This window comes from Hyphomicrobiaceae bacterium (assembly GCA_041397645.1).
Classification (GTDB): Bacteria; Pseudomonadota; Alphaproteobacteria; order Rhizobiales; family Hyphomicrobiaceae; genus Hyphomicrobium_B.
Map to the genome: position 1 here is coordinate 1,113,401 of JAWKWE010000004.1, position 24,681 is coordinate 1,138,081.

A 24,681-nucleotide genomic window follows, 5' to 3' on the forward strand; every position below is an offset into this window, starting at 1 on the left:
CTGGCGATGATTGCAGGTAGGTCTGCGGGCAAATCAGCTGTGGTTTATCGGAGACGCGGCGTTAGGTCCCGGCTGGCTTTCGATGGAGTTGCTTAATTCGCGTGCATCCCAGATGGAGCATTACAGCCGACCGATATTCATGAAGCGGTCTTCGCGCTGCTGGCGAATCTCTTGCGGTGACTTTCCATCGAACTCGGAGATGGCGCGGGAAATGGCGTTGCCGGTCGAGGTGATGACCTGTTCGCGATCACGGTGGGCGCCGCCAACAGGCTCGCGGACGATCACATCGATCACGCCGAGCTGGTCGAGGTCCTGGGCCGTAATCTTCATATTAGTTGCGGCCTCTTCTTTCTTGTTGCTGTCTCGCCAGATGATCGAGGCAGCACCTTCAGGAGAGATTACCGAATAGATCGCGTGTTCGAGCATAAGAATGCGGTTGGCCGTGGCGATTGCGATGGCGCCGCCCGATCCGCCTTCGCCGACGATCACGGAGACGACCGGCACGCCCAGTTTCAAGCAGCATTCGGTCGAGCGCGCGATGGCCTCCGCCTGCCCGCGTTCTTCCGCGCCAATGCCCGGATATGCGCCTGGCGTGTCGACAAAGGTTATGACCGGCATGTTGAAGCGGTCGGCCATCTCCATGAGCCGAACGGCTTTGCGGTAGCCTTCGGGCTTGGCCATTCCGAAGTTGTGCTTGATGCGGCTTTCGGTATCGGAACCCTTCTCGTTGCCAAGAACCATGACCGAGCGCCCGCGGAAGCGGCCCATGCCGCCGATAATGGCTTCGTCCTCGGCGAAGTAGCGATCGCCGGCTAGCGGGGTGAATTCCTCAATCAGACCTTGCACAAACTCGAGGCAATGGGGGCGTTCCGGGTGACGCGCGACAAGCGTTTTCTGCCACGGCGTCAGTTTCGCGTACATGTCCACCAATGCCGATTTGGCTTTTTGTTCGAGCTTGGAGATTTCCTCGGTGATCTGCACGCCCTTGCCTTCGCCTTGAAGCGCTTTGAGCTCCGCAACCTTGCTTTCCAGTTCAAGGATTGGCGTTTCAAAGGGCAAATAGGTGCGGATGGCGGCTTGCGCGCTCAAGGGAGCCTCTCTCTCGTTCCCGCTTTCTCATCTGGCGCGGGGCTACCATATCATCTGCAACGGCCGCATCTTATTGTTCGCGGACCCGAATTGCGGCTGCGAATTCACCCGGCTGTCGTCAGGGTGTCAAGGCGGCATGCAGGCGAGATGGTGGGGTGGACAATAAATTCAATAATAACATACGGTTAATGCAAATGGCCCGACGACGACTGACCGCGATCATCGGGTTGTGAATTGGCATCGGCGGCAGGTACTCCCAGATCAAGGGTGCAAACGACGCACCGGGATGACGCGCCAAGAAAGCGTCGTAACAGGCAAGAAGGCTCATAATGATGAAAACACGGCGTCTGGGGTCTAGAGGCCCCACTGTTTCCGCTCTCGCGCTCGGCTGCATGGGCATGAGCGACTTCTACGGCAAGCGCGATGACACCGAGGCGCTTGCGACCATCGATCGGGCAATCGAGCTTGGCGTCAACTTCCTCGACACGGCCGACATGTACGGTCCTCACACCAACGAGGAACTAGTAGGGCGAGGCATCAAAGGAAAGCGCGACAAGGTCTTCCTCGCCACCAAGTTTGGGATCGTGCGCGACCCCGCCGACGTAACTAAGCGCGGTGTCAATGGACGGCCGGAGTACGTGAAACAGTCGATTGAGGGTAGCCTGAAGCGCCTCGGCACCGATCATATCGATCTCTACTACCAGCACCGGGTCGATCCCAAGACGCCGATCGAGGACACAGTCGGCGCGATGGCCGATTTGGTGAAGGCTGGCAAGGTGCGCTTTCTCGGACTGAGCGAGGCGTCGTCAGAGACCATCGAGCGCGCGACCAAGGTCCACCCGATCACCGCGGTGCAGTCGGAGTACTCGTTATGGACGCGCGATCCAGAGACAGATGTTCTCGACACCTGCGAAAAGCTGGGCATCGGCTTTGTAGCCTACAGCCCGCTTGGACGAGGCTTCCTGACCGGTGCAATTCGCAGCCCCGACGACTTCGAGCCGGATGACTACCGTCGAAACAGCCCCAGGTTCATGGGCGATAATTTCGCAAAAAATCTGAAGCTTGTCGCCAAGGTGGAGGAGTTGGCCAAGGCCCGCGCGGTAACTCCGTCGCAGCTGGCGCTCGCATGGCTGTTGAGCAAACGGGATTTCGTCATTCCGCTATTTGGCACCAAGCGCCGCAGTTATCTGGAGCAGAACATTGCGGCAGCCGACATTGTGCTGACCACTGCGGAAGCGGATGCGATCGAGCAAGCCTTCCCGTTTGGCGCTGCCGCGGGCCCGCGCTATCCGGAAGCCATGATGAAGATCCTGAACGCGTAAGCGGCTTCTCTCACAAGTCGATTTAGTGCTCGCCGCTCAGCCGGTTCACCCACCGCGAGACGGCGAGCATCAAAGCTGCTGCCAAGGCTACCCACAACGCTTGGGTTGCGAAGAAATCGACAAGCGCGGCAGGGTCTTCCGCCTGGAAATTGCCGCCCAGCACGCCTGCCAGCTTGTTGCCGAAGGCGGTTGCCAGAAACCACAGCCCCAGTACGAAGCCTGTCATTCGCGCCGGCGCGAGTTTAGTCATGGATGAAAGACCGACCGGAGAGAGCAGCAATTCGCCGGACGTTTGCAGAAAGAACAGTCCGGCGAGCCAGATTGGAGACACTTTTCCTTCCGCGGCGAGCTTTGCTGCGGGGATCATCCAGGCGAAGGACAATGCGACGAGCGCTAGGCCAAACGCGAACTTGACCGCGGCAGAGGGCTGACGACGGCCCAGGCGGAGCCAAAGAAGCGCAAACATTGGCGCCAGCAGAACGACGAAGATCGGATTGACCGCCTGCCAATAGGACGATGGGAAGGGGAGCCCAAAAAACGAATTGACGGTCAAGCGGTCCGCAAAAAGCGACATCGATGTCCCCATCTGCTCGAAGATGGCAAAGAACACCATTGCTGCAATGAACAGAACCCCGATCGCCGCCAGCCGTTGATGATCGCGCGTCCCTTTTTTGACGCACCAAGCAATCCCGGCCAGAGGCAGAACCAGGAACATCCAGCGTAACCACTCCAGGCTCGGCATGTCCGATAGCATCGCTAAAGCCAGCAAGCCGAGCGTGAGGCCCGACATCGCAACGCCGTCGCGCCAAAGGCCGCGGCGACCCTCCAGCCGTTCGGCAAGTGAGACGGGCTCTTCCAGGACATGACCGGAGCGCATGAATTCGAGCATGGCTAGCGTCATGCCGACGCCGGCGGCTCCGAAGCCCCAATGCCAACTCGTCGTCGGATCAAAGCCCGCGGCCGTCAGCCAGTCTTTGAATGTCGCACTTTGAGCCAGGAAGCCTGTAACGAGTGGGGCGATGAATGCGCCGATGTTGACGCCCATGTAGAAAATGGAGAAGCCGGCGTCTCTGCGCTCGTCGCCAGGGGCGTACAATGCGCCTACGAGACCGGAGATGTTGGGCTTGAACAGGCCCGTGCCGAGCGCGATCAGAACCAGACCTGTATAGAACGTGGCCAGCGAGGGATAGGCCAGGCAGTAATGGCCTAGAGCGATGATCCATCCGCCTACCAAAACCGAGCGTCGCGCGCCCAGGATCCTATCGGCGATGAAGCCGCCTGGGATCGACAGCATGTAAACGGCCATCGTGTAGTTGCCGTATATTTGCGCAGCATCGGGGGTGGACAGTGCTAGTCCGCCTTGAGCGATCGGCGTGACCATGAACAAGGTGAGGAGGGCGCGCATTCCGTAATAAGAGAACCGCTCCCACAGCTCGGTGAAAAACAAGCGAGGCAGCCCTGCTGGCTGAGAGGCGAACAGCCCGCTGGAAACGCGGCTGGTTAGATCGATTGTTGTGCGGGGCCGTGCCGGTTCGGTGCTGCTCATGGAGCAATCTGAGAGCGAACATTACCGAAAGTCAAAGGAGGCGAAGAAGTTGGCGCAAGATTGTGCATTTGAGCCGCATCCGATGAAAAACTGTCCGTGACCATGCATTGGCGCTCTTGGCGCAGTTTCATCGTGCACCGATATTGGATAGAACGGCGCAAGAGCGGGGCGATACGGCCCGAATGCCTTTGATAGTTTTAAGGAGCCGATCATGAATGTTTTTAGACTTTTTCCGTTAGCTTTGGCCTTGGGCTTTGCCGTACCGACGCAGGCGGCCCACGCGGAAATTCTGTCGGGAACCTGGTCGGGCTCTGGCTATGTGCAGCCCAAGGAAGGCAAACGTGAAAGCGTGCGGTGCCGTGTTACCTACTCGCCTCAGGGAGCCAAGGTCGTGGCGGTTGCTGCCACGTGCGCATCGGCGTCCGTGACAATCCGCCAGACGGGGTCGTTGTCGATGGTCTCCGACACCCGTTACGTCGGCGACTTCCACAACCCCGAGTACGACATCTCTGGCCGAGTACGCGTTACGATCAGCGGCAGCTCTCAAACCGTTACGTTTTCGAGCGCCCGCGGCGGCGGCAGCATGACGCTGCGTCGGCGCTGAGCCTCATCATTGTTATTGCAGAAAAAGAAAACGTCACCCAGCTTTCGCCGGGTGACGTTTTTTCGTAGTTCTTGTGGGCTTTCCTAAGGAGGTCGCCAACCCGCTGTAGTTTGGGGCTGCTCGGCCAATCAACAACGCAAAGCGCTACACTCAGAGCGCGGCCTCAAGAAGGACGAGCATGGGATCGCCCTCAATGCCGTGTGCGGTAAAGCCCATCGTTCGCTCCAGCTCGATTGTGCAGTGGTTCTCACGGCTCTCGATGGACTGCAGCTTCTTGATGCCGCGGGCCTTGGCAACTTCAGTAACGTATTTGAGAAGGGCCGACTCAATTCCCTTGCCCTTGAAGTCGCTGTGAACGGTGAATGCAACCTCGGCCGTCTGGAGTGATTTGTCGGCGGCGAGCATAGCATTGCCGATGATCTCCTTGCTGCCAGGTTCGAATACGAGGAAGTCCTCCGTCTGCCGGTGATCCACATGGGTCATGGCAGCAATCTGCTCAGGCGAGACCTTTTGGATCGCGCTCAGAAACCGGAACCGCAGATCATCCTTGGAGACGTGCTCGAAGAAGGCGGACAGGGCGGGATCGTCCTGCTCATTTGCCGGGCGTACGCGGATGCGAAAGCCTGTGCGGGTCTGGAGCTCAACAGTGTCGTTCGTGGTCATTTCGCCGATCTCCTCAGTCTATCTACGGCCACGTTGGAGCGCACGAATCTGCGCAGCCAGTGAGTCGTCGAGTGTTATGTAATCGCCTGAACTGGAAGAGAAAATGGAGGTTGCTGCATGGCAGCGATGGCGATCGTGCAGCGCGGCAATGCCGCGTTAGGAGTTGATCGAACTCATGGCGGGGCGACGTCGGCGCAATTCGGCCCGCTTCGTCTGACATTGGCAATTACGGCGATGTCTGACGGGTGCTCCAAGTCGTCGAAATTGCTGTGGGCGGTTCATGGCCATCCAAGATGACCCATAGTCGGCGCTTGCAGTTCTGCTAGATGGACTATGACAGAGTAATGACAATGAGCGTTGGACCGGGAAAGGCGCCAGCATGACTCAGGACTTTGGTTCCAATTTGGGGTCGCTACGTGCAGTTGCCGTGGCGGTTTTTTTTTGCGCGGGTCTGCTCGGCGCTGGCGCTGGCCGCGTCCTTGCGGATGAGAGCCAGCCAGCAATTGTTGACGATCTGACGGGGCCTGGGTCCGTCATTCCCGTCAAACCGCCGGCGTCGGAAATGAAGTTTGAGCCGCGCAAGTTCGTCGGGCCATTGGAGATGCCGTGGGGTATGGCCTTCTTGCCCGATGGCCGTTTGCTGGTGACGGAGCGCCCTGGCCGTCTGCGCGTCATCGAGAACGGGCTCTTGGACGAAGTGCCGATCGCGGGAACGCCCGAAGTAATGGCTGCTGGCCATTCCGGTTTGCTTGATGTGCTGGTCGATCGCGACTTTCCCAACAACCAGCGAATCTTCTTGAGCTACATGCACGGCGTCAAAGGCGCGATCAATACGCGCGTGATGAGCGCGCGCCTAGACGGGCACGCGCTGACCGAGCAGAAAGTCATCTTTGATAGCCGTCCAGCCTTGCCCGGTACCGACCAGATCGGCGGCCGCCTCGCTTATGGGCCGGACAACAATCTTTACCTGACGATCGGTGACCGTTTCGAAATGAATCGCGCCCAGGATCTGATGGATCATTCCGGATCTATCGTGCGCTTCCGCGAGGACGGGTCCATTCCGGAAGACAATCCGTTCGTCGGACGCAGCGACGCATTGCCGGAGATCTATAGCTACGGGCACCGCAATCCTCAGGGTTTGGTTGTGCGCAACGGCAAGCTCTGGGAAATCGAGCATGGACCTCAAGGCGGCGACGAGCTCAACGTCCTTGAGCCGGGCGGCAACTATGGTTGGCCGCTGGTGACATTTGGCATTGGGTACGATGGTAAGATCATCTCCGATCGCACAAGCGCGCCGGGCCTCATCGATCCGATCTACAAATGGGTGCCTTCGGTTGCGCCGTCGAGCCTCGCTGTCTACTCGGGCAATGTGATGCCGGACGATTGGCAGGGGACGTTCATTCTCGGGACGCTCTCAGGTGAGCGGCTTGTGCATCTGACCATCGTCGATGGCGCGGTGGTACGCGAGGAGCAGCTTTTGGAGAAGAAAATCGGGCGCATCCGCAATGTCGCCGTTGGGCCCGATGGTTACATCTATCTTCTCACCGATGGTGGGGAGGCGGCAATCTATCGCCTCGATCCGGTGACCGATGAAGTCGCCACAGGTGGTGGTCAAACTCCGGCTTCCGGTTCGGATCGCGACTGAAATGCTGGCGCACCATTCAGGTGCTTGAACTGCCGCCTTAAGTATCTGATGGCATGTCATGCCAGGAGTCGAACGTGGCGGCCTGTCCTGCAGGCCGCCCGTTTGCATCCAGGAGGTTCCATATCGTGACGTTCTTGATGAGGAACCTGCGCCCAGTCGCGCTAATGCGAACACCATCATAGCCGCTGACAAATCCGCATGTAGCGACATCCTTCAATAGGCGCTCGCGGGCCTCCCTCAGCACCGGTTCGGCGGTGAGGCGGGAAGGCATGACGATGAGGGCCTCCGGCGTCGTCTGCCAAAGATCGAGCGCGATGCGATTGGCGTAGTCGAGGATCGGGTCGGACTGGGTCCCGTGTGAAAGCACCGCGAAGGGCGCCGAATAGAGTCTTCGGGCATCCTCCAGGGCTTGTCCGGCGCGTGGGATCAGTTGCCGTCCCACCGCGCGCTCGAAGCTGTCGAGAAGGATCTGCGTGCGTGCGGTCCAAGCGGATCTCAGCGGCTCTGAGATGTTCAAATCGAAGTTTGCGATGTCAGGCATTGGGGCGGCGCGGGTCAAATGAGATGTTGGGACTAAACGGTATCTGATACCGAGGGCAAGGGCCTGCGCGAAACACACCGATCAACCTCAGTCTAATGCGTCGGAACGGATTGATCTGCTTGTCTTGCGGCCTGTCGGGGACAGAAAGAATGACCTTCGGACCGTGGGCTCGGCCATCATCTTATTGATATTGCTGCATGTTCTTGCTCAGAATTGTTCCTCGCCTTTTCTGTCGTTTCGTGTATAAGTTGCGGCGCGCGCGGGACTTTGAGCCCGCGCGCAGTTTTTTGGTGACCTGGCTGGACGACATCCCGGCTATGGCCGCCCGTGATCAACACCTACTCATAAGGAGAACCCGATGTCGGAGATCGCACCGCACCGTCGTGCGGCGAAAGCTGCTGTCATCAAGGACAATGCGACCAAGACCAACGACACCGGCTCGCCGGAGGTCCAGATCGCTGTTCTGACCCACCGCATCAACGAGCTGACGGAGCACTTCAAGCTCCATAAGAAAGACAACCATTCGCGTCGCGGCCTGCTCAAGATGGTTTCGCAGCGTCGCCAGCTCCTCGACTACGTCAAGGGCAAGGACGCCGCTCGTTATCAGAAGATCATCGAGAAGAACGGCATCCGCCGCTAACGGCTGCTCAGCGCGCTTGGTCAACAGGCGCGCATTTGTGGCAAAGGACGGCCCCATGGCCGCATGCTTTCAATGACGAGACCGTGTGTGCGCTGGTGCTTTTGAAGCCCTGGCGCATGCGCCGTTTGTACCGACAGGGTTGGCACAAACGAACGACCGATGACCGAGATAGAAGCGTAAACGAAAGACGATAACCGATATGTTTGACATCCATCGCGTGGAAATTGACTGGGGTGGCCGCAAGCTGACGCTGGAAACAGGGCACATGGCCCGCCAGGCGGATGCCGCCGTCGTGGCCCAGTATGGCGAGACAAGCGTGCTTGCCACCGTTGTTGCAGCCCGCTCCGTGAAGCCGGGCATCGACTTCTTCCCCCTGACCGTAAATTATCAGGAACGCACCTACGCCGCCGGCAAAATTCCCGGCGGCTATTTCAAGCGCGAAGGCCGTCCGACCGAGAAGGAGACGCTGACCTCGCGCCTGATCGACCGGCCTATTCGCCCGCTGTTTGTGGAAGGCTTCAAGAACGAGACCCAGGTAGTCGTCACCGTTCTTTCCCACGACTTGGAAAACGATCCCGACGTACTGGGCATGGTGGCTGCATCGGCAGCGCTTACCCTGTCGGGTCTTCCTTTCCTCGGCCCCATCGGCGCGGCGCGCGTCGGCGTCATCAACGGTGAGTTCGTACTCAATCCGATGGTCGACGAGATGGCCGAATCCTCCCTCGACCTCGTCATTGCCGGAACGCAGGACGCCGTGATGATGGTTGAATCGGAAGCCAAGGAGCTTCCCGAAAAGCAGATGCTGGAAGCGGTCATGTTCGGCCATAAGCACATCCAGCCCGTGATCCAGGCAATCATCAAGCTTGCCGAGACGGCCGCCAAAGAGCCCTGGGACATCAAGCTCCCCGACTTCGACAAGTACAAGGACAAGGTCAAGGAGCTGGCCGAGAAGACGCTGCGCGAGGCGTTCTCGACACCTGAGAAGCAGAAGCGCAACGCGCTTGTCGACGAGGCCCACGACAAGGTCTTTGCCGAGATCGATACCGGCGATGATCCCAACGAGAAGGTGCTTCTGGCCGACACCTTCAAGAAGCTTGAGATGGACATCATGCGTACGGATGTCGTCAAGACGGGCCAGCGCATCGACGGGCGCGATCTAAAGACGGTCCGTCCAATTCTCTCGGAAGTTCACGTACTGCCGCGCACGCACGGGTCCGCCCTTTTCACACGTGGTGAGACGCAAGCTCTCGTGGTTGCCACACTCGGCACAGGCGAGGACGAGCAGTACATCGACAGCTTGGAAGGCACCAAGAAAGAGCGCTTCCTGCTGCACTACAACTTCCCTCCCTACTCGGTTGGCGAAGTCGGCCGCATGGGATCGCCAGGGCGGCGCGAAATCGGTCACGGCAAGCTTGCTTGGCGCGCCGTGCGTCCGATGCTCCCCTCGCAGGAGGAGTTCCCCTACACGATCCGCGTGGTCTCCGAGATCATGGAGTCCAACGGCTCCTCGTCCATGGCGACCGTTTGCGGCTCGTCGCTGGCGCTTATGGATGCTGGTGTGCCGTTGAAATCGCCGATCGCCGGTATTGCGATGGGCCTCATCAAGGAGGGCGAAGAGTTCGCCGTCCTCTCCGACATTCTTGGCGATGAGGATCACCTCGGCGACATGGACTTCAAGGTGGCGGGCACCGAAAACGGCGTCACGTCGCTGCAGATGGACATCAAGATCACGGGCATAACCGAGGAAATCATGCGCGTGGCACTTGAGCAGGCCAATGCAGGCCGCCTGCACATCCTGGGTGAAATGGCCAAGGCCATCACCGGCTCGCGTCAGGAGCTCGGCGAGTACGCGCCACGCATCGAAACGATCAAGATCCCGACCGACAAGATCCGCGAAGTGATCGGGTCGGGGGGTTCGGTAATCCGCGAAATCGTGGCTGAATCGGGTGCCAAGATCGACATTTCGGATGATGGCACTGTGAAGATCGCGTCCGCAAACCGCGAGTCGATCGAAAAGGCGCTGGACCGTATCCGCGGCATCACCAGCGAGCCCGAGGTCGGCGAGATCTACAAGGGCAAGGTCGTCAAGATTATGGAGTTCGGCGCGTTCGTGAACTTCTTTGGTGCGAAGGATGGCCTTGTGCACATCTCTCAACTGACGAATGGCCGTCCGGCTACGGTTGGCGAAGTCGTCAAGGAAGGTCAGGAAGTCTACGTGAAGCTTCTTGGCTTTGACGATCGCGGCAAGGTGCGCCTGTCGATGAAGATCGTCGATCAGGAGACCGGCAAGGAAATCCCGCGCGCCGAGGGCGAGCCGGAAGAGGTGTTCGAGTCGCGACCGCCGCGCCGTGAGGGCGGACGGGGTGATCGTGGCGGCCGTGATCGCGGACCGCGCCGAGACCGCGGCTAAGTTCGCTTTCTAAACAACGAAGATAAGGCAAGCGCCGGACCAAACTGTTGGTCCGGCGCTTTTCGTTGTTTCGTGGAAATATGCGCGTAGCCTAAGGCGAAGCAGTCGAACCGACCGCCGACGCATCGACCTTCCAGACCCTAAAGAGACTGTGAGGGTTTTCTAGCGGCACGGGCAGCAGAAACGCCGGCGCTTTGTTGGCAACGAGGGCGGCACGCAGTGTCCCACGCCATTGCGCTCCAGAAACAAACGGATCATCCAGACCCGTGCACGTGACGACGTAGGTCACTTTCCGGTCTTTGAGAATTTTTGCGGCTTGCTTGCTATTGCGCGCAGCGAAGATGCGGTGGTTGGCAATGATCGCGTCGGCGATGCGATGATAGGGGGCGGACAAGACGTTATGTTCGGTAAGCGCAACGATGTAGGCGCCAAGATCAATGCGAGCAGCGATAAGTCCGGGTGGCAGAACGGCGAGGTCGGAAATCGCGCTATTGTGCAGGCAGGCTTCCGGAGGAACGGAAGCCGCGCTCATGATCGTCTCAGGACGAATCTGCGCATCAAGTGCCTTTGATCCCTGAAGCAGAAACGCTTGGCTCGCCAGGACAGCGGCACCGGCTTGGATCGTGCCAGAGCTAAGGCTCGTGGAGCCCGGCATCCGTGCAATGACGAGCGCAAGTGGCAGGGTGACCAGAAAGCTCGCGTAGCTTGTGTATTTGTATTGCCAGCAGGCGCACAGCACGAAGACCGTCGCTGCAAGAGCAAGAAATAACGAGTGTGCTGAGCGATCCTCACGATAAAGTTTCCAAGCGGCGGCAAGTCCCAGCCCGTAGTAGATGAGAAGTCCGACAGACTGTTCCAGATTGCCGCTCAAGGCATCCACCAAGATGGAACGGTTTTCGCCAATCGTCGCAAACCAGATCGGGAAGATGTCTTTTGGTAGCTGCGCCAGCGGGCCAGCAAGACACTTGGGTTCCAGAAAGCCATAAGCCGCGACGCCTGCCATGCCCGCCACCGCGGTAACTCCGATGATGCGCATCAGGCTCCAACGGTCGGCATGAGCAAGCGCAGTGCGCGCGCCGACGCCTCCGATGACGACGAGCGCGACCATGTTGAGCGAGATTGCGTCGCAACGCACGTCAAGCCAGCGATCCGGCGGAATGGTTGCAACGAAGCAAAGCGCGAAGACCCCAGCAAGACCGTCGAGGTAGCTGCGGGCATATGGCGAGGTGTTGTCGTCGATCATGCCCCAGGCGAGGACGATGAGGGATAACGCCGCTACCGGCGCGAGTGCCTCGTAACCGACGGCAAGTGCCAGCCCGCACAAGGCTCCCGCGCCCGCCCATCGTTTGGATCTTGGTGGGAAAGCACGGATCAACAAGGTGGCGATGATCGTTGCTGCGATCATGACGTTGTGGTGATCGATGCGTCCGTTCGCAAATTGATAAAGGCCGAGAGGGCACATCGCCACCAACGCGAGGGTGATCAGCGCGGCAGAGCGGCCGCTTAGGGCTTCGGCTGCGCGTGCCATGGCGTAGAGAAGGGGAGCGAGCACGACCAGAGGCCAGACCGCACGGGTGGCCAATTCAGCCGTGTCGGCTGGCATAACGAGTTCGAACGAAGCGAGCATCAGCGCGATCGGTGCGTCGATCAGGCGAGACCAGTGCCATAACATGCCGGCTTCTCCGCCCATGCGCGGCGTCCACAGGTCAAACCAGGGTTTGCCTGCAAGCAGGTCGCGCACCTGAACGAGACGCGCCGCGTCATCCATGTCGCCGAGGTAATCGCCCATGGCGAGGCCAGCGCTGAGCCACTGGCGCAGCGCGATAAATGTAAAGGCTACGAGCCACCAGACCCATAGGGGTGGGCCCGCAAGCCGTGCAAGCGGGGAGACGGAGGCCGATTTCTCGCTGGCCGATTTTTCAAAGGCGAGGCTTCGCATCATGCGCTCCCTGGGGAGCAACGACCTTAGTGCCGCCCTCCTTGCGCTCGCGTAAACAAACGCGCTGAAGTGGTGAACGATGGGTTAATTCGGCGCAGCAAACACTTCAGTCTTTCTTCATCGTTCACCACTAGCCTGACGGTGTCGGTTGCGTATCGCGGACCTTGGTCAACACAGTCCGAAGCCGGCATTGGGGCGAATGTGCAGGCGACTCTTATGACTGATTGTGATGTGCTCATCGTTGGAGCGGGACCGGCGGGGCTGACCGCGTCGTACCTCCTCACCAAGAAGGGTGTTTCCACGACTGTCATCGAGGCGGATCCCGTCTACGTCGGGGGCATCAGCCGCACAGCAACCTACAAAGATTTTCGCTTTGACATCGGCGGCCACCGCTTCTTCTCCAAGTCGAAGGAGGTCGTGGATCTTTGGAACGAGATCCTGCCGCAGGATTTTATAGATCGTCCGCGCATGTCGCGGATCTACTACGCTGGCAAATACTATTCGTATCCGCTGAAGGCTTTTGAGGCGCTCGGCAATCTGGGTGTCGTCGAGAGCGCGATGTGCGTGATGTCGTTCCTGTACAAGCAGGCGTTCCCCAACGAGAAGCCGGAAACCTTTCACGAATGGGTCTCAAACCAGTTCGGCGAGCGGTTGTTCTCGATCTTCTTTAGAACCTACACTGAAAAAGTGTGGGGCATGAGCTGTGACGAGATCTCGGCTGACTGGGCTGCGCAACGCATCAAGGGCCTCGACCTTTGGTCGGCCATGGCAAATGCGTTGCGTAATTCGGTTAAGCCAAAGGGCGTCAAGGATGGCACCTCAGCCCACGACGGCGAGATCATCAAAACGCTGATCGAAAGCTTCAAGTATCCGCGGCTCGGCCCGGGAATGATGTGGGACGAAGCTGCGCGCAAGACGCGAGAGCAGGGCGGCACCATCCATATGGGCACGAAACTGTTGGCGCTGACGTTCAATGACGATCAAGCGCGCTGGACCGTCACCGCGCAGCGCGAGGATGGCGAAGTCCTTCAGTTCCGCGCCAAGCATGTTATTTCGTCGGCACCCATTCGCGAGTTGGTTCAGGCTTTCACCGATAAGCCCTTGTGCGCATCTGCGGCACAGGCCCTGCGCTACCGCGATTTCATCACAGTGGCCATCGTGGTCGATAAGCCCGATCTCTTTCCAGACAACTGGATCTACATCCACGAGCCGAGCGTCAAGGTCGGGCGCATCCAGAACTTCCGCTCCTGGTCGCCGGAAATGGTCCCCGATGAGCGCCTCGCCTGCCTGGGGCTGGAATACTTCTGCTTCGAGGGCGATGGGCTTTGGACGGCACCTGACGGAGACCTGCTCGATCTCGCCAGAAACGAGCTTGCCGCGATCGGTCTCGCCCAGAAGAAAGAATGCATCGATGGCTGCGTAGTGCGACAGAAGAAGGCTTATCCGGTCTACGACGAGGACTACAAGTTCAACGTCGAGACAATCCGCAGCGAGCTGGCTGAGAAATATCCCACGCTGCATTTGGTCGGCCGCAACGGCATGCACAAATATAACAATCAAGACCACGCGATGATGACGTCTATGCTGACGGTGGAGAATATCATCGCCGGCGAAAACATCTACGACATCTGGTGTGTGAACGAGGATGCCGAGTATCACGAAGCCGGCAACGCCAGCGCGCAGGAGGCCTTGAAGAGCGTGCGCTTGGTGCCGCGGAAAATCGGCTCTGCTGCATGATCTCCGCTTCTGATAGAGCGCCGCACGCCATTGCGCCCGGCTCTGGGATTGCGGAGTTGGTGGCGCGCCGACCTTCGGTGGTCGAACAGATTATCCGCTATGCCTGTGTCAGTGCGCTCGCGTTGGGGCTCGATTTCACGGTTTTTCTGCTGCTCACCCACTTCTCGGCGATGTCGCCTGCGACCGCAGGAGCGACCGGATACAGCCTCGGTCTTGTGTTGCACTATGTTCTGTCGGTGCGTTTCGTCTTCGATGCTGATGCCTCGCTCAAGACGCGTCGACGGTTGTTTGGGGAATTTGTGGCCAGTGGTTTATTCGGCGTCTTTGCGACGTGGGCCGTGATCCATCTCGCGACGGGAACTCTAGGAATGGGCTCTGTGCCCGCGAAAGGACTTGCTGTGATCATCAGTTTCGCTGCGGTATTCATCATCCGTCGCTCGATCATTTTTGCGGCGCGCACGCGGTCACGCTAAACGCGTCCGATCAAGATTCGGATTGTAGCCATTGAAAAAGCCGCTGGAGTCGCCAGCGGCTTTCTCGTTAGTCGGGTGTCGAGGGACGATGTCCTAGTACCAGCGGCAGCGGCGAACGCCCCACTTGTTTTTCCAGCAGCGGTGCGATGTGCAAGCGACGCGGCCAACTCCGGGCACGTGACGGTGGACATCCGTGAAGCCGCGCCGGCAGGTGCGATGCCAGCCATGGGTTTTGGCGACCATTGTCTGTTCGGCGGAGATCGACTTCATCACGCCGAGAGAGCCGCTGGGCGCGGCCGTGGCTGGAACGATAGCTGAACCCGCAATCGCTGCGGCAAGCACAGCAACACCAAGTGCAATACCAGAAAACCGCATAGGAAAAGCTCCTTCCCGTTGATCGTGCGTTTACCGATGGATGCTCCATAGAAGTCCATTGCGACAAACAAGCGGCGCTCCCTGGGCGACCGCGGACGGGAAGCTGGCAGATTGGCGGCTCGCCCGCAACTTACGGAACCGTACGGCCGAGCCTCAATGCGTTCGTAATCACCGAGACAGATGACAGGCTCATGGCCAGCGCCGCAATCATCGGGGAGAGCAGAACGCCAAAGATCGGATAAAGAACGCCAGCCGCAATGGGTACGCCGAGGGCGTTGTAGCCGAACGCAAAGCCGAGGTTCTGCCTGATATTGGCGACGGTGGCGGCGGCCAAGCGGCGAGCTCTGACGAGACCGTTGAGATCGCCCTTCGGCAGCGTGATGCCGGCGCTTTCGATAGCGACGTCGGCTCCAGTGCCCATAGCAACGCCAGAGTCGGCGGTTGACAGGGCGATAGCATCGTTGATGCCGTCGCCAGCAAACGCAACGGTGCGACCACGCGTTTTGAGCTCCGATATGAGACGCGATTTTTGGGCTGGTAGAAGTCCCGCGTGGACTTTTCCGATACCCAGTTCGTGAGCGACCGCTTGCGCCGTTTCCTGACGGTCGCCGGTTGCCATCACAATATCGAGGCCGAGCGATTTCAGCTCGCCAATCGCGGCGCGCGCTTGCGGTTTCACTTTATCGGAAACCGACAGCAAGCCCGCTAGCTTGCCGTCGATGGCGATAAACAGCGGTGTTTGTCCCAATGTCGCGAGGCGCTCAGCCTGTTCTTGAGTTGCCGCAACGTCAACGCCAAGCTCAGCCATCAATCTGGCGTTCCCCGCCGCAACGTGCCGGCCTGAAATATCCGCGCGTGCGCCTTGCCCGGTAACGGCAGTGAAGTTCTGCGCATCAGAAAGCGTCAATCCGCGCTCGCGCGCCCCCGCCACGATCGCCGCGGCAATCGGATGCTCGCTCTCCTGTTCAAGACTGGCAGCCAGCGATAACAGCTCTGCCTCAGGAAATCCGGTGGAGACAATATCTGACAGTACAGGCCGCCCCTCGGTCAGGGTGCCCGTCTTATCGAGAACAAGCGTGTCCGACTTTGCGAAAGCTTCGAGAGCTTCGGCGTTGCGTATCAGGATGCCTTCGCGTGCGCCTCTACCGGTCGCGACCATCACCGAGATCGGCGTTGCAAGGCCAAGGGCGCACGGACAGGCGATGATGAGAACTGACACCGCCGCCACGATGGCGTGAGCAAGACGCGGGTCGGGCCCAAATGCCATCCATGCGAGAAACGCGAGGACCGCAACGGAGACGACGGCTGGGACGAAATAGCGTGCAACGCGGTCGGCTAAGTTCTGTAGCGGTGCACGGCTGCGCTGAGCTTCCGAAACCATGGCGACGATTCGAGATAGAACGGTCTCGGATCCGATCGCGCGCGCTTCCATTACGAAGGAGCCGGACGTATTCATCGTGCCGCCGGTCACATGATCGCCTGGCGATTTATCGACCGGAAGCGACTCGCCCGAGAGCAGAGACTCATCAATTGTGGAGTGGCCAGAAGTGATCACGCCATCGACCGGAATTGCCGCGCCGGGCCGGATTCGAATCCGGTCGCCGTGCAGGATGTTGGCCAGCGGGACTTCGCGTTCACCCCCGTTTGGGAGCACGCGAAGTGCTGTCTTGGGCGTGAGGTCGAGCAAGGCGCGCAGAGCGTCGCCCGTGCGCGCGCGTGCGCGCAACTCAAGAACTTGTCCAAGAAGAACGAGGACGATGATAACAGCCGAGGCTTCGAAGTAGACCGGCACGGTTCCCCCGTGGCCGCGCATGGCAGGCGGGAAAAGTCCCGGCGCTGCGACGGCGACAAGGCTATAAAGGAACGCCGCGCCAGTGCCGAGCGAGATGAGCGTCCACATGTTGGGGCTGTTGTTTCGGATCGACGCGATGCCGCGTTCAAAGAAGGGCTGGGCGCACCACAGCACCACGGGCGCTGCAAGAAGCAACTCGACGAACTGGCTGCCGCGCGGACCGAACCAATTCATCACCGGTAAGCCGAGGTGCGCGCCCATCGACAGCACGAATAGCGGAATCGTAAAAATTGCGCCCACCTTCAGCCGGTGGAGGAAGTCCGTAAGTTCGGGATTGTCTCCGGCCTCCGCATCTGGCACGCCCATCGGCTCCAGAGCCATGCCGCACTTGGGACAAGTGCCGGGCCCCTCCTGGATGATTTCGGGATGCATCGGGCAGGTGTAGAGCTTCTTGCCGTCGCCAGCATTCGCAGCCGCCATTTTGCGGACGACTTTGCGGTCGGGATCGATGTAGTGCTCGGGGTCAGCGGCAAATCTCTCTTGGCATTTCTTGCCGCAGAAATGATAGGTGACGCCGTCGTAGTCGAACGAAGGCTTACCGGCGTGGAGGTCGACGCTCATGCCGCATACCGGATCAATAGCGTGGTCAGCGCTGTTGGCGCTGTGGTGTGCGCCGTTCGTGGCGTGGACGGGGTGGGCGGACTTCTTGAAAAGCTCGGACATGGGCTTCGCTTGGGCCTCATGAAGTGACGCGGGAGCAGGATCGACCAAGGCATTGGCCAAGTCACAAGCCTAACGCCCTTCTCCCATAAATGGGCTGAGTAGCGTCAAATTGCCAACCTCGTTTGAAGGGAGGTGTTCTCAGGCTCGTTCAAAAGCCGCCACTTCGGGCCAGAACACGCGCGCAACGCGGCTGATATCGGCGGGGTCTCCGGTGGTCAGGAGTGTGAGCCGTCCACCGTCGCTGCCTTCCAGATAACTGGGGCGCCGGTGCAGATAGTCCTCGAAGCTGTCAGCCACCACCTCCGGCTGCGATAGGATCCGCGTGAACGGAGGCAGGTGGCGACGGAACAGGTGCTCCACGAGCGGGAAGTGCGTGCAGCCAAGGATGGCGCGGTGGGGCGGAATGCTGCCCGCCTGGGCGAGCACGCCCGCGACACCCTCGGCAACGAGCCGATCAAGCTCGTCCGCCGGTCTTTCCGCTTCGATTGCGCCTGCCAGTTCCGAGCAGATCTGCTGAATGACCGTCACCTTGGGACAGCGCTTGCGGATCTCCTCGGGAAAGACGCCCGAACTGATTGTGCGTGTGGTGCCAAACACCGCGATGGTGTCGGTATTGTACTTTTGCGGATACTGTGGCGAGGTGACGGCCCACGGGGTTTGCGTGGCAGCCTCGACGGTCGGCGCGACAATGCCCAGCACGTTATGCGTACCCGCCCACGCGCTAAAAGGGAGCCATTGCTGCTGCAGGGTGCGCAGAGCGACGGCTGTTGCCGTATTGCAGCCCAGAAGCACAAGCTTGGCTCCGCGACGGTAGAGGTCCTCAACGGCGTTGCGCGTCAGATCCACGACCTCATCGGAGGGGCGGTTGCCGTAGGGAACGTTTGCGTGATCCGCCAGGTAAACAAAGTCGGCATGCCTGAAACGCGAGACAAGCTCGCGCAGCACCGTGAGGCCCCCCAGGCCAGAATCAAAGACGCCGATCATGAGCGCGAGTGTGTGCCCTTGCTGCCGGTCTAGTGTCAACGGTCCCGAAAGCGCTCCTGTGGCGCGCGAGCCCACAAACCCGTGGGCTTGGGTACAGCCCCCGCGCCATTTCGCACTCGCGAGGCGAGTTTGCCTCGGTTGGCTGTTGATCGTTGTTTCGTGTGGCCTAAGAGGCCATGATGGCATGACGTTCGGTGTATTTTTAATCTTAGAACGGCGTTTCGTCGCCGGCGAGGGTCTGCTGGCCGCAGCGCCGCGAGAGCTGCCAATGATTACGCTCGATGATTGCATTGCATTGTGTGGATTGTCAGAGGAGGAGGTGCTGGCCATTGCCGAGCACGAGCACATTCCCGAGATCGCTGCCACCGAGTTGGCCGAATACCTTTTGATGCGCGACAAGGGCCCGGAGAAAATCGGCGCCATGATCGTCGATGACATTCGCGAGGCACAAAAGTCCGGCGACCGTGCCCACGTCGTCAGTCTTCTGCATGTTCTGCATCACTTTTTGCGCAAGTATCCCGAGGCCAGCCCCGGCGCTCATCCCTGGAGCAGCGCAATGTAATGCACCGCGAATGGCGTGGGGCCTAGAAACGAAACGGGCCCGCGCAATCGCGAGCCCGTATGAATGAGTGTTGGACGCTCGAGGCGCTACTCGGCGGCTTCCGAGGGCGAACGGCCGGTGGTTTTGCCTTCGGCGTCGATCTCTTTGAGGCTCTGAAGCGTCGGCATCGAGACGGTGTTATAGCCGCAATCGACGAAGTGGACCTCGCCCGTGACAGCGCCCGAGAGCGGCGAAAGCAGGTAGAGCGCCGAGCCGCCGACTTCATCGAGAGTCGGCGTACGCTTAAGCGGTGCGTTCTCGCGTTGGAAGTTGAAGATCACGCGCGCATCGCCCACGCCTGCCCCAGACAGCGTTCGCATCGGGCCAGCCGATAGTGCATTGACGCGAATGCCCTGCGGTCCGAAGTCGGCGGCGAGGTAACGTACCGAGGCTTCAAGCGCAGCCTTGGCGACGCCCATAACATTGTAGGACGGGACCCAGCGAGTCGCGCCGCCGTATGACAGCGTGATCATTGAACCGCCGTTCGGCATCAGCTCGGCCGCGCGCTTGGCGATCTCGGTGAAAGAGAAGCACGAAATCACCATGGTGTTGGTGAAGTTCTCCCGCGTCGTGTCGGCGTAGCGGCCGGCAAGCTCGCGCGGATCGGAAAACGCAAGTGCGTGAACGATGAAGTCGAGTGAACCCCACTCTGACTTGATCTTGGAAAAGACGTTGTCGACGCTCGGAAGATCGAGGACGTTGCACTCTTCGATGATCTTGGAGCCCAGCGACTGTGCCAGCGGCGCGGCACGGCGCCCGAATGCACCGCCCTGATAGGTAAAGGCGAGTTCGGCACCCTGACCGGCAAGCACGCGGGCGATGCCCCACGCGATGGACCGGTCGTTGGCCACGCCCATTATAAGGCCCTTCTTGCCTGCCATCAGCGGACCGGGCTTTGCGATATCAATATCCGTCATGGGAAGCCTCGTATCCTTACCGAATGAACGTCCGTGAACCTGAAACCAGCCGGCTCCGCGCTTGTGAACTCTCATAAAACGGTACCGTCTGTCGTTACGCTATAAGACTGAAGACGACAGTGGCGGTCTAACGGTTAACCATCATGTCGGCGAAGTATGAGAGTGGCATTTGTACCGCCGAAACCGAAGCTGTTCGACATGACACAGTTAAGCGTCACGTTGTCGAGCCGCTGGCGTGCAATCGGCACGTCAGCGAATGCCGGATCGATTTCCTCAATATTTGCGCTCTCGCAGATGAAGCCGTTATTCATCATCAGAAGTGAAAAAATAGCTTCCTGTACGCCAATAGCACCGAGCGAATGGCCCGTGAGCGATTTGGTCGCGGCAATGGTAGGAATTTCTGAGCCGAAAACCTCGCGAATTGCGTCGATTTCGCGCGCATCTCCGACCGGGGTGCCGGTGCCGTGCGGGTTAATGTAATCGATCTTCGGTACGCCCTTGCCATCGAGGCCCTTGAGCGCGAGCTTCATGCACCGGGCTGCGCCTTCGCCAGAGGGGGCGACCATGTCAAAGCCATCGGACGTTGCGCCGTAGCCGACGACCTCGCCGTAAATCTTTGCGCCGCGCGCCTTGGCGTGTTCCAGCTCTTCCAGAACCAGCACACCGGCTCCACCCGCGATCACGAACCCATCGCGGTTTTTATCGTAAGCGCGGCTCGCCTTTTGCGGCGTGTCGTTGAAGCGCGAGGACATCGCGCCCATTGCGTCGAACAGGTTGGACAGCGTCCAGTCCAGTTCTTCGCAACCGCCCGCGAATATGATGTCTTGCTTGCCCCATTGAATGAGTTCGGCGGCATTACCGATACAGTGCGCCGACGTCGCGCAAGCAGATGAGATCGAATAGTTCGTGCCCTTGATCTGGAACGCGGTCGCAAGCGCAGCGGATGGACCTGAGCACATCGCCTTGGGAACTTCGAAGGGGCCGATCTTCTTGGGCCCTCCCGACTTCACCGTCGTTTCTGCAGCTTCCACGATGGCGCGCGTCGAGGGACCGCCAGATCCCATGATGATGCCGGAACGTTCGTTGATGACGTCGCTTTCTTCCAAGCCGGCGTCACGGATCGCCTGATCCATCGCGATCCAATTCCAGCCGACGCCGGGGTTCATGAAGCGCTTGGGCTTGCGAGGCACCATGGCAGCCCAGTCGATCTCGGGCGCGCCGTGTACTTGGCATTTAAAGCCCAATTCAGCGTATTTCTCGGCGCGCGAGATTCCAGACTTCGCTTCGCGTAGTGAAGCGAGAACCTCCTGGCTGTTGTTTCCGATCGAGGAAACAATGCCCATTCCCGTGACGACGACGCGCCTCATCAAAAATCCTTCCCCTCGCGCCCCTCTCGGCGGTTAGCCTCGCCCAGCTTCAATCATTGGCGCCTGGCGGATTTGATCGTTTATCCGAAAGTGCGCCCCAACCTCAAGCGCCCGATGCAGAAGGTTCCTCGCCAGCTTGGAATAGACCGACCTTGAGATCGGTCGCGTGATAGATGGGCTCGCCGTCCGCCTTCAGCACCCCGTCGGCAATCGCCAGTTTGAGTTTGCGCAGGATGACGCGCTTGAGATCGATGACATATTCGACCTTCTTGGTCGTCGGGAGCACCATGTTGGTGAATTTCACATCTCCCACGCCGAGCGCCCGTCCGCGACCCGGTGCGCCGAGCCAGCCAAGGTAGAATCCGACCAACTGCCACAGCGCGTCTAGGCCAAGGCAGCCCGGCATCACCGGATCGCCCTTGAAGTGGCAGTCGAAAAACCAGTTTAGTCGTTCATTTCCCGCGACCTTGAGCTCCGCCACGATCAAGCCCTTGCCGTGCGCGCCGCCCGTCTCTGAGATTTGCGAAATCCGATCAAACATGAGCATTGGAGGTAGCGGCAACTGAGCGTTGCCAGGTCCGAACAACTCGCCGCGTCCGCAGCTCAATAGATCCTCGAACTCGAAACTGGGTCGGCGGTCAGCCATCGTGTTCTCACTTCCCTGTAAATCTTGGGCCATTAGTGGCTCCTTGGCGCGGGGTGTCTATCACAAGGATTTTCGAACTCAAAGTCGGGCGCGGTTGGCGCAAATCAAGATGTCGGATGAAAAGCCAAAGAAAAACATAGTGTTGTGAGGATGTTGCGCAGAGTTGCGGTCAGGCATATTATGTCGATAACCCCTGTGTGCGGCTAAGTCGCGCCTGGTAATGGTGGTGTGTCAGCACATCCCTTAAGTATCGAACTGATTTTCTAAGGCCTAAGGCTAGGACGCGGCTGAAAGAATGAGTGTCTCCCAAGACGATTGTGACGGCCCTGAGAGCCATCGGATCGAACCCGTACGCAGCGTGCCAGAGGTGCTGCGCGATGCTGGGTTGAGGCCGACACGTCAGCGCTTGGCGCTGGGAAGCCTGCTATTTGGTGGGAGCGACAGGCACGTTACCGCGGAGCAGCTTCACGCGGAAGTCGTGGCGCGAGGGGAGCACGTCTCGTTAGCGACCGTCTACAACACGCTGCATCAGTTCAAGCGCGCCGGTCTCGTGCGGGAATTGGCCATTGAGGGGGCGAAGGCTTATTTCGACACCAACACGTCCAACCATAATCACTTCCTGTTGGAGTCCGAAGGCGAGCTGATGGATATCCCAGGGAATGCCATTTCGGTATCAGGCGTACCAGCGCCGCCCGAAGGCATGCGAATAACGCACATCGACGTGGTCGTCCGCCTGGCGAAGAAATAGCGCTGCGCCGCCTGTTTTCCTCCCGTCTTCCGCGTTAGTTGATTGTCTCGCCCTCGTAGACGCCCCAAAGCTTTTTCTGCTCGATGTAGCCCCCGTAGTCTTCCACCGAGACACGGCACCAGCGGCCATCGCAGGAGTGCAAATTCGCTATCACACCTGCTTCGACGTTGACGACGACAGAGGACCGTTCGCTGTCGCGGGAATGTATGGCGACCTGTGGCGGCTTGAGACCAGCTTTGATTTCCCATGGCAAGACCAACGCCGTCCGCCGGCCGGATAGCAGCGACTGCAGCACCCAGCCCGTGGTGCCTTCCGCATCGCGCACCTGCCGCCAAGCCTCGTATTCCTTGATGACTTCCAGGGGAAGCCCGGCGCGGCGGAAAACCCAGCCGGTCGGATACTCCGTGCTGGGACCATTGCGAAGGTTGACCCGATCCGATTTGAGGCTGACGAAGCGCGGGACAGGCAGCCCGCTGCCGGAGGGTACGGAACGGTCTTGCGCGCGTGCGCTGGACGAAAGACCCACCTGAGCCGTCGAAACCAACGCAAAGATCATCACGCCAAGGGCCGGCGCGGATAGCAAATGCCAATCGCGCACACGCCAGCGCCCATAAAGCGGCCCTGAGAAGACGCGATGGAGGTTATGGAGTAGTGGTTTCGTCACGCTGCTCTTGCTCGTTTCCGCAAGGTTCTGACGTCTAGTGGACTGGCCCCGAGGCATAACTTTGGCGGTAAGGGTCAGTCTGAAGCTCGTCCAGAGAAATTTCGGTGCTTTGTCATCGCTAAGACCATCTGTTAGACACTCAGATCGACGACATCGTCCACGACACGCGCTCGGAGATAATCCTAGTCGGCGCCCACTTCACTCAAACGATTATCCCCCTGGAATCATTCATGCCCAGCACCCCTAAAAAACCGGTTGTCATCGTAACACGCAAGCTTCCCGACGTCGTCGAAACGCGCATGTGCGAGCTATTTGATACGGAGCTCAACGTCGACGACAAACCGATGACCCACCAGGAGCTGGTCGAGGCGGCCAAGCGTGCGGACGTATTGGTACCAACGGTGACCGACCGTATCGATCGATCCATACTTACGCAGGCAGGGCCGAATTTGCGGCTGATCGCCAATTTCGGCACCGGCGTGGACAACGTGGATCTCGATACCGCGCGCAATCGTTCGATTCTGGTGACGAACACGCCGGGCGTGCTGACGGAAGACACCGCAGACATGACCATGGCGCTAATCCTCGCCGTGCCGCGGCGTATCTATGAAGGTGCGGCATACCTCAAGGAGCGTGGCAATGAGTGGAGCGGATGGTCGCCCACCTGGATGCTTGGCCACCGCATCTTCGGCAAGCGCCTCGGCATCATCGGTATGGGCCGCATCGGACAGGCGGTTGCCCGCCGCGCCAAGGCTTTCGGTCTGCAGATCCATTATCACAACCGTCGCCGAGTCCCGGTGGAAGTCGAGCAGGAGCTGGAGGCGACGTACTGGGAAAGCCTGGATCAGATGCTCACCCGCGTCGACATCGTCTCGGTCAACTGCCCGCACACGCCCGCGACCTATCATTTGCTCTCTGCGCGCCGGTTGAAGCTGCTCAAGCCTTCGTCCTTCATCGTCAATACCTCCCGCGGCGAGGTTATCGATGAGAACGAGCTTGTGCGTCAGCTCGAACAGGGGACCATTGCGGGTGCGGGGCTCGACGTGTTCGAACACGAGCCGACCGTCAATCCGCGGCTGTTGTCATCCAGTCGGGTCGTTGCCTTGCCCCACATGAGTTCGGCGACGCTTGAGGGTCGCATCGACATGGGCGAGAAGGTGATCATCAACATCAAGGCTTTTGCCGACGGGCATGCACCGCCCGACCGCGTTCACGCCGCGATGTTCTGATGGCCTGATGAAACGGGAAGGTCTGT

The 24,681-nt window shown here is 59.6% G+C and carries 22 protein-coding genes; 10 read left to right on the top strand and 12 right to left on the bottom strand.

Going from position 1 to position 24,681, the window contains the following annotated elements:
- Positions 1 to 120: 120 nt before the first annotated feature.
- Complete coding sequence (locus tag R3D51_05165) at positions 121 to 1,071, bottom strand: acetyl-CoA carboxylase carboxyltransferase subunit alpha (protein MEZ5898869.1); 951 nt, start codon at positions 1,069 to 1,071, stop codon at positions 121 to 123.
- Between the two features lie 350 nt (positions 1,072 to 1,421).
- Between R3D51_05165 and R3D51_05170 the strand changes: the two genes are divergently transcribed.
- Positions 1,422 to 2,411 (top strand): aldo/keto reductase, encoded by a 990-nt coding sequence (locus R3D51_05170; protein ID MEZ5898870.1) that lies wholly within the window; start codon positions 1,422 to 1,424, stop codon positions 2,409 to 2,411.
- Between the two features lie 22 nt (positions 2,412 to 2,433).
- On the opposite strand, the gene R3D51_05175 is transcribed toward R3D51_05170, so the two are convergent.
- Positions 2,434 to 3,957, bottom strand: a complete 1,524-nt coding sequence (locus tag R3D51_05175; GenBank protein MEZ5898871.1) for a peptide MFS transporter — start codon at positions 3,955 to 3,957, stop codon at positions 2,434 to 2,436.
- 211 nt (positions 3,958 to 4,168) lie between these two features.
- On the opposite strand from R3D51_05175, the gene R3D51_05180 reads away from it, so the two are divergent.
- On the top strand, positions 4,169 to 4,561 hold the full coding sequence (locus R3D51_05180; protein MEZ5898872.1) for a hypothetical protein: 393 nt from the start codon (positions 4,169 to 4,171) through the stop codon (positions 4,559 to 4,561).
- 150 nt (positions 4,562 to 4,711) lie between these two features.
- Here the strand turns inward: R3D51_05180 and R3D51_05185 are convergent, their stop codons facing one another.
- The gene (locus R3D51_05185; protein MEZ5898873.1) at positions 4,712 to 5,224 is read right to left on the bottom strand and encodes a GNAT family N-acetyltransferase; all 513 of its coding nucleotides are present in this window, start codon (positions 5,222 to 5,224) and stop codon (positions 4,712 to 4,714) included.
- 379 nt (positions 5,225 to 5,603) lie between these two features.
- On the opposite strand from R3D51_05185, the gene R3D51_05190 reads away from it, so the two are divergent.
- A complete protein-coding gene (locus R3D51_05190; GenBank protein ID MEZ5898874.1) occupies positions 5,604 to 6,869 on the top strand; it encodes a PQQ-dependent sugar dehydrogenase in 1,266 nt (421 codons plus the stop codon).
- A gap of 37 nt (positions 6,870 to 6,906) precedes the next feature.
- On the opposite strand, the gene R3D51_05195 is transcribed toward R3D51_05190, so the two are convergent.
- Positions 6,907 to 7,410: an MEKHLA domain-containing protein gene (locus tag R3D51_05195; protein ID MEZ5898875.1), complete on the bottom strand. Its 504-nt coding sequence runs from the start codon at positions 7,408 to 7,410 to the stop codon at positions 6,907 to 6,909.
- A gap of 358 nt (positions 7,411 to 7,768) precedes the next feature.
- On the opposite strand from R3D51_05195, the gene rpsO reads away from it, so the two are divergent.
- Positions 7,769 to 8,050, top strand: a complete 282-nt coding sequence (gene rpsO, locus R3D51_05200; protein MEZ5898876.1) for a 30S ribosomal protein S15 — start codon at positions 7,769 to 7,771, stop codon at positions 8,048 to 8,050.
- Between the two features lie 199 nt (positions 8,051 to 8,249).
- Complete coding sequence (gene pnp / locus R3D51_05205) at positions 8,250 to 10,460, top strand: polyribonucleotide nucleotidyltransferase (protein ID MEZ5898877.1); 2,211 nt, start codon at positions 8,250 to 8,252, stop codon at positions 10,458 to 10,460.
- Positions 10,461 to 10,551: 91 nt separating this feature from the next.
- On the opposite strand, the gene R3D51_05210 is transcribed toward pnp, so the two are convergent.
- Positions 10,552 to 12,402 carry a hypothetical protein gene (locus R3D51_05210; protein MEZ5898878.1) on the bottom strand — a complete coding sequence of 617 codons (1,851 nt, stop codon included), beginning with the start codon at positions 12,400 to 12,402 and terminating at the stop codon, positions 10,552 to 10,554.
- Positions 12,403 to 12,615: 213 nt separating this feature from the next.
- Here R3D51_05210 and R3D51_05215 point away from each other — a divergent pair, with 213 nt between their 5' ends.
- A complete protein-coding gene (locus R3D51_05215) occupies positions 12,616 to 14,136 on the top strand; it encodes an NAD(P)/FAD-dependent oxidoreductase (GenBank protein ID MEZ5898879.1) in 1,521 nt (506 codons plus the stop codon).
- Positions 14,133 to 14,609, top strand: a complete 477-nt coding sequence (locus tag R3D51_05220) for a GtrA family protein (GenBank protein ID MEZ5898880.1) — start codon at positions 14,133 to 14,135, stop codon at positions 14,607 to 14,609. Before R3D51_05215 ends, R3D51_05220 begins: the two co-directional genes overlap by 4 nt.
- A 93-nt stretch (positions 14,610 to 14,702) precedes the next feature.
- Here R3D51_05220 and R3D51_05225 read toward each other — a convergent pair whose 3' ends face one another.
- The 3 genes from R3D51_05225 to R3D51_05235 all read right to left on the bottom strand — a co-directional run bounded on the left by R3D51_05225 (position 14,703) and on the right by R3D51_05235 (position 18,522).
- Positions 14,703 to 14,984 carry a hypothetical protein gene (locus tag R3D51_05225; GenBank protein ID MEZ5898881.1) on the bottom strand — a complete coding sequence of 94 codons (282 nt, stop codon included), beginning with the start codon at positions 14,982 to 14,984 and terminating at the stop codon, positions 14,703 to 14,705.
- 130 nt (positions 14,985 to 15,114) lie between these two features.
- Complete coding sequence (locus R3D51_05230; GenBank protein MEZ5898882.1) at positions 15,115 to 17,499, bottom strand: heavy metal translocating P-type ATPase; 2,385 nt, start codon at positions 17,497 to 17,499, stop codon at positions 15,115 to 15,117.
- A 138-nt stretch (positions 17,500 to 17,637) separates the two neighbouring features.
- Positions 17,638 to 18,522 (bottom strand): aspartate/glutamate racemase family protein, encoded by an 885-nt coding sequence (locus R3D51_05235; protein ID MEZ5898883.1) that lies wholly within the window; start codon positions 18,520 to 18,522, stop codon positions 17,638 to 17,640.
- Between the two features lie 145 nt (positions 18,523 to 18,667).
- On the opposite strand from R3D51_05235, the gene R3D51_05240 reads away from it, so the two are divergent.
- Positions 18,668 to 19,045: a hypothetical protein gene (locus R3D51_05240; protein ID MEZ5898884.1), complete on the top strand. Its 378-nt coding sequence runs from the start codon at positions 18,668 to 18,670 to the stop codon at positions 19,043 to 19,045.
- 86 nt (positions 19,046 to 19,131) lie between these two features.
- Here R3D51_05240 and fabI read toward each other — a convergent pair whose 3' ends face one another.
- The 3 genes from fabI to fabA all read right to left on the bottom strand — a co-directional run bounded on the left by fabI (position 19,132) and on the right by fabA (position 22,014).
- Positions 19,132 to 20,001 carry an enoyl-ACP reductase FabI gene (fabI, locus tag R3D51_05245; GenBank protein ID MEZ5898885.1) on the bottom strand — a complete coding sequence of 290 codons (870 nt, stop codon included), beginning with the start codon at positions 19,999 to 20,001 and terminating at the stop codon, positions 19,132 to 19,134.
- Between the two features lie 134 nt (positions 20,002 to 20,135).
- The gene (fabB, locus tag R3D51_05250) at positions 20,136 to 21,368 is read right to left on the bottom strand and encodes a beta-ketoacyl-ACP synthase I (protein ID MEZ5898886.1); all 1,233 of its coding nucleotides are present in this window, start codon (positions 21,366 to 21,368) and stop codon (positions 20,136 to 20,138) included.
- A 103-nt stretch (positions 21,369 to 21,471) separates the two neighbouring features.
- On the bottom strand, positions 21,472 to 22,014 hold the full coding sequence (gene fabA / locus R3D51_05255; GenBank protein ID MEZ5898887.1) for a 3-hydroxyacyl-[acyl-carrier-protein] dehydratase FabA: 543 nt from the start codon (positions 22,012 to 22,014) through the stop codon (positions 21,472 to 21,474).
- A 295-nt stretch (positions 22,015 to 22,309) separates the two neighbouring features.
- Between fabA and R3D51_05260 the strand changes: the two genes are divergently transcribed.
- On the top strand, positions 22,310 to 22,762 hold the full coding sequence (locus R3D51_05260; GenBank protein ID MEZ5898888.1) for a Fur family transcriptional regulator: 453 nt from the start codon (positions 22,310 to 22,312) through the stop codon (positions 22,760 to 22,762).
- 34 nt (positions 22,763 to 22,796) lie between these two features.
- On the opposite strand, the gene R3D51_05265 is transcribed toward R3D51_05260, so the two are convergent.
- Positions 22,797 to 23,426, bottom strand: coding sequence for an SH3 domain-containing protein (locus R3D51_05265; protein ID MEZ5898889.1), 630 nt, complete (start codon positions 23,424 to 23,426; stop codon positions 22,797 to 22,799).
- A 230-nt stretch (positions 23,427 to 23,656) separates the two neighbouring features.
- On the opposite strand from R3D51_05265, the gene R3D51_05270 reads away from it, so the two are divergent.
- Positions 23,657 to 24,655, top strand: coding sequence for a D-glycerate dehydrogenase (locus tag R3D51_05270; protein ID MEZ5898890.1), 999 nt, complete (start codon positions 23,657 to 23,659; stop codon positions 24,653 to 24,655).
- Positions 24,656 to 24,681 lie beyond the last annotated feature (26 nt).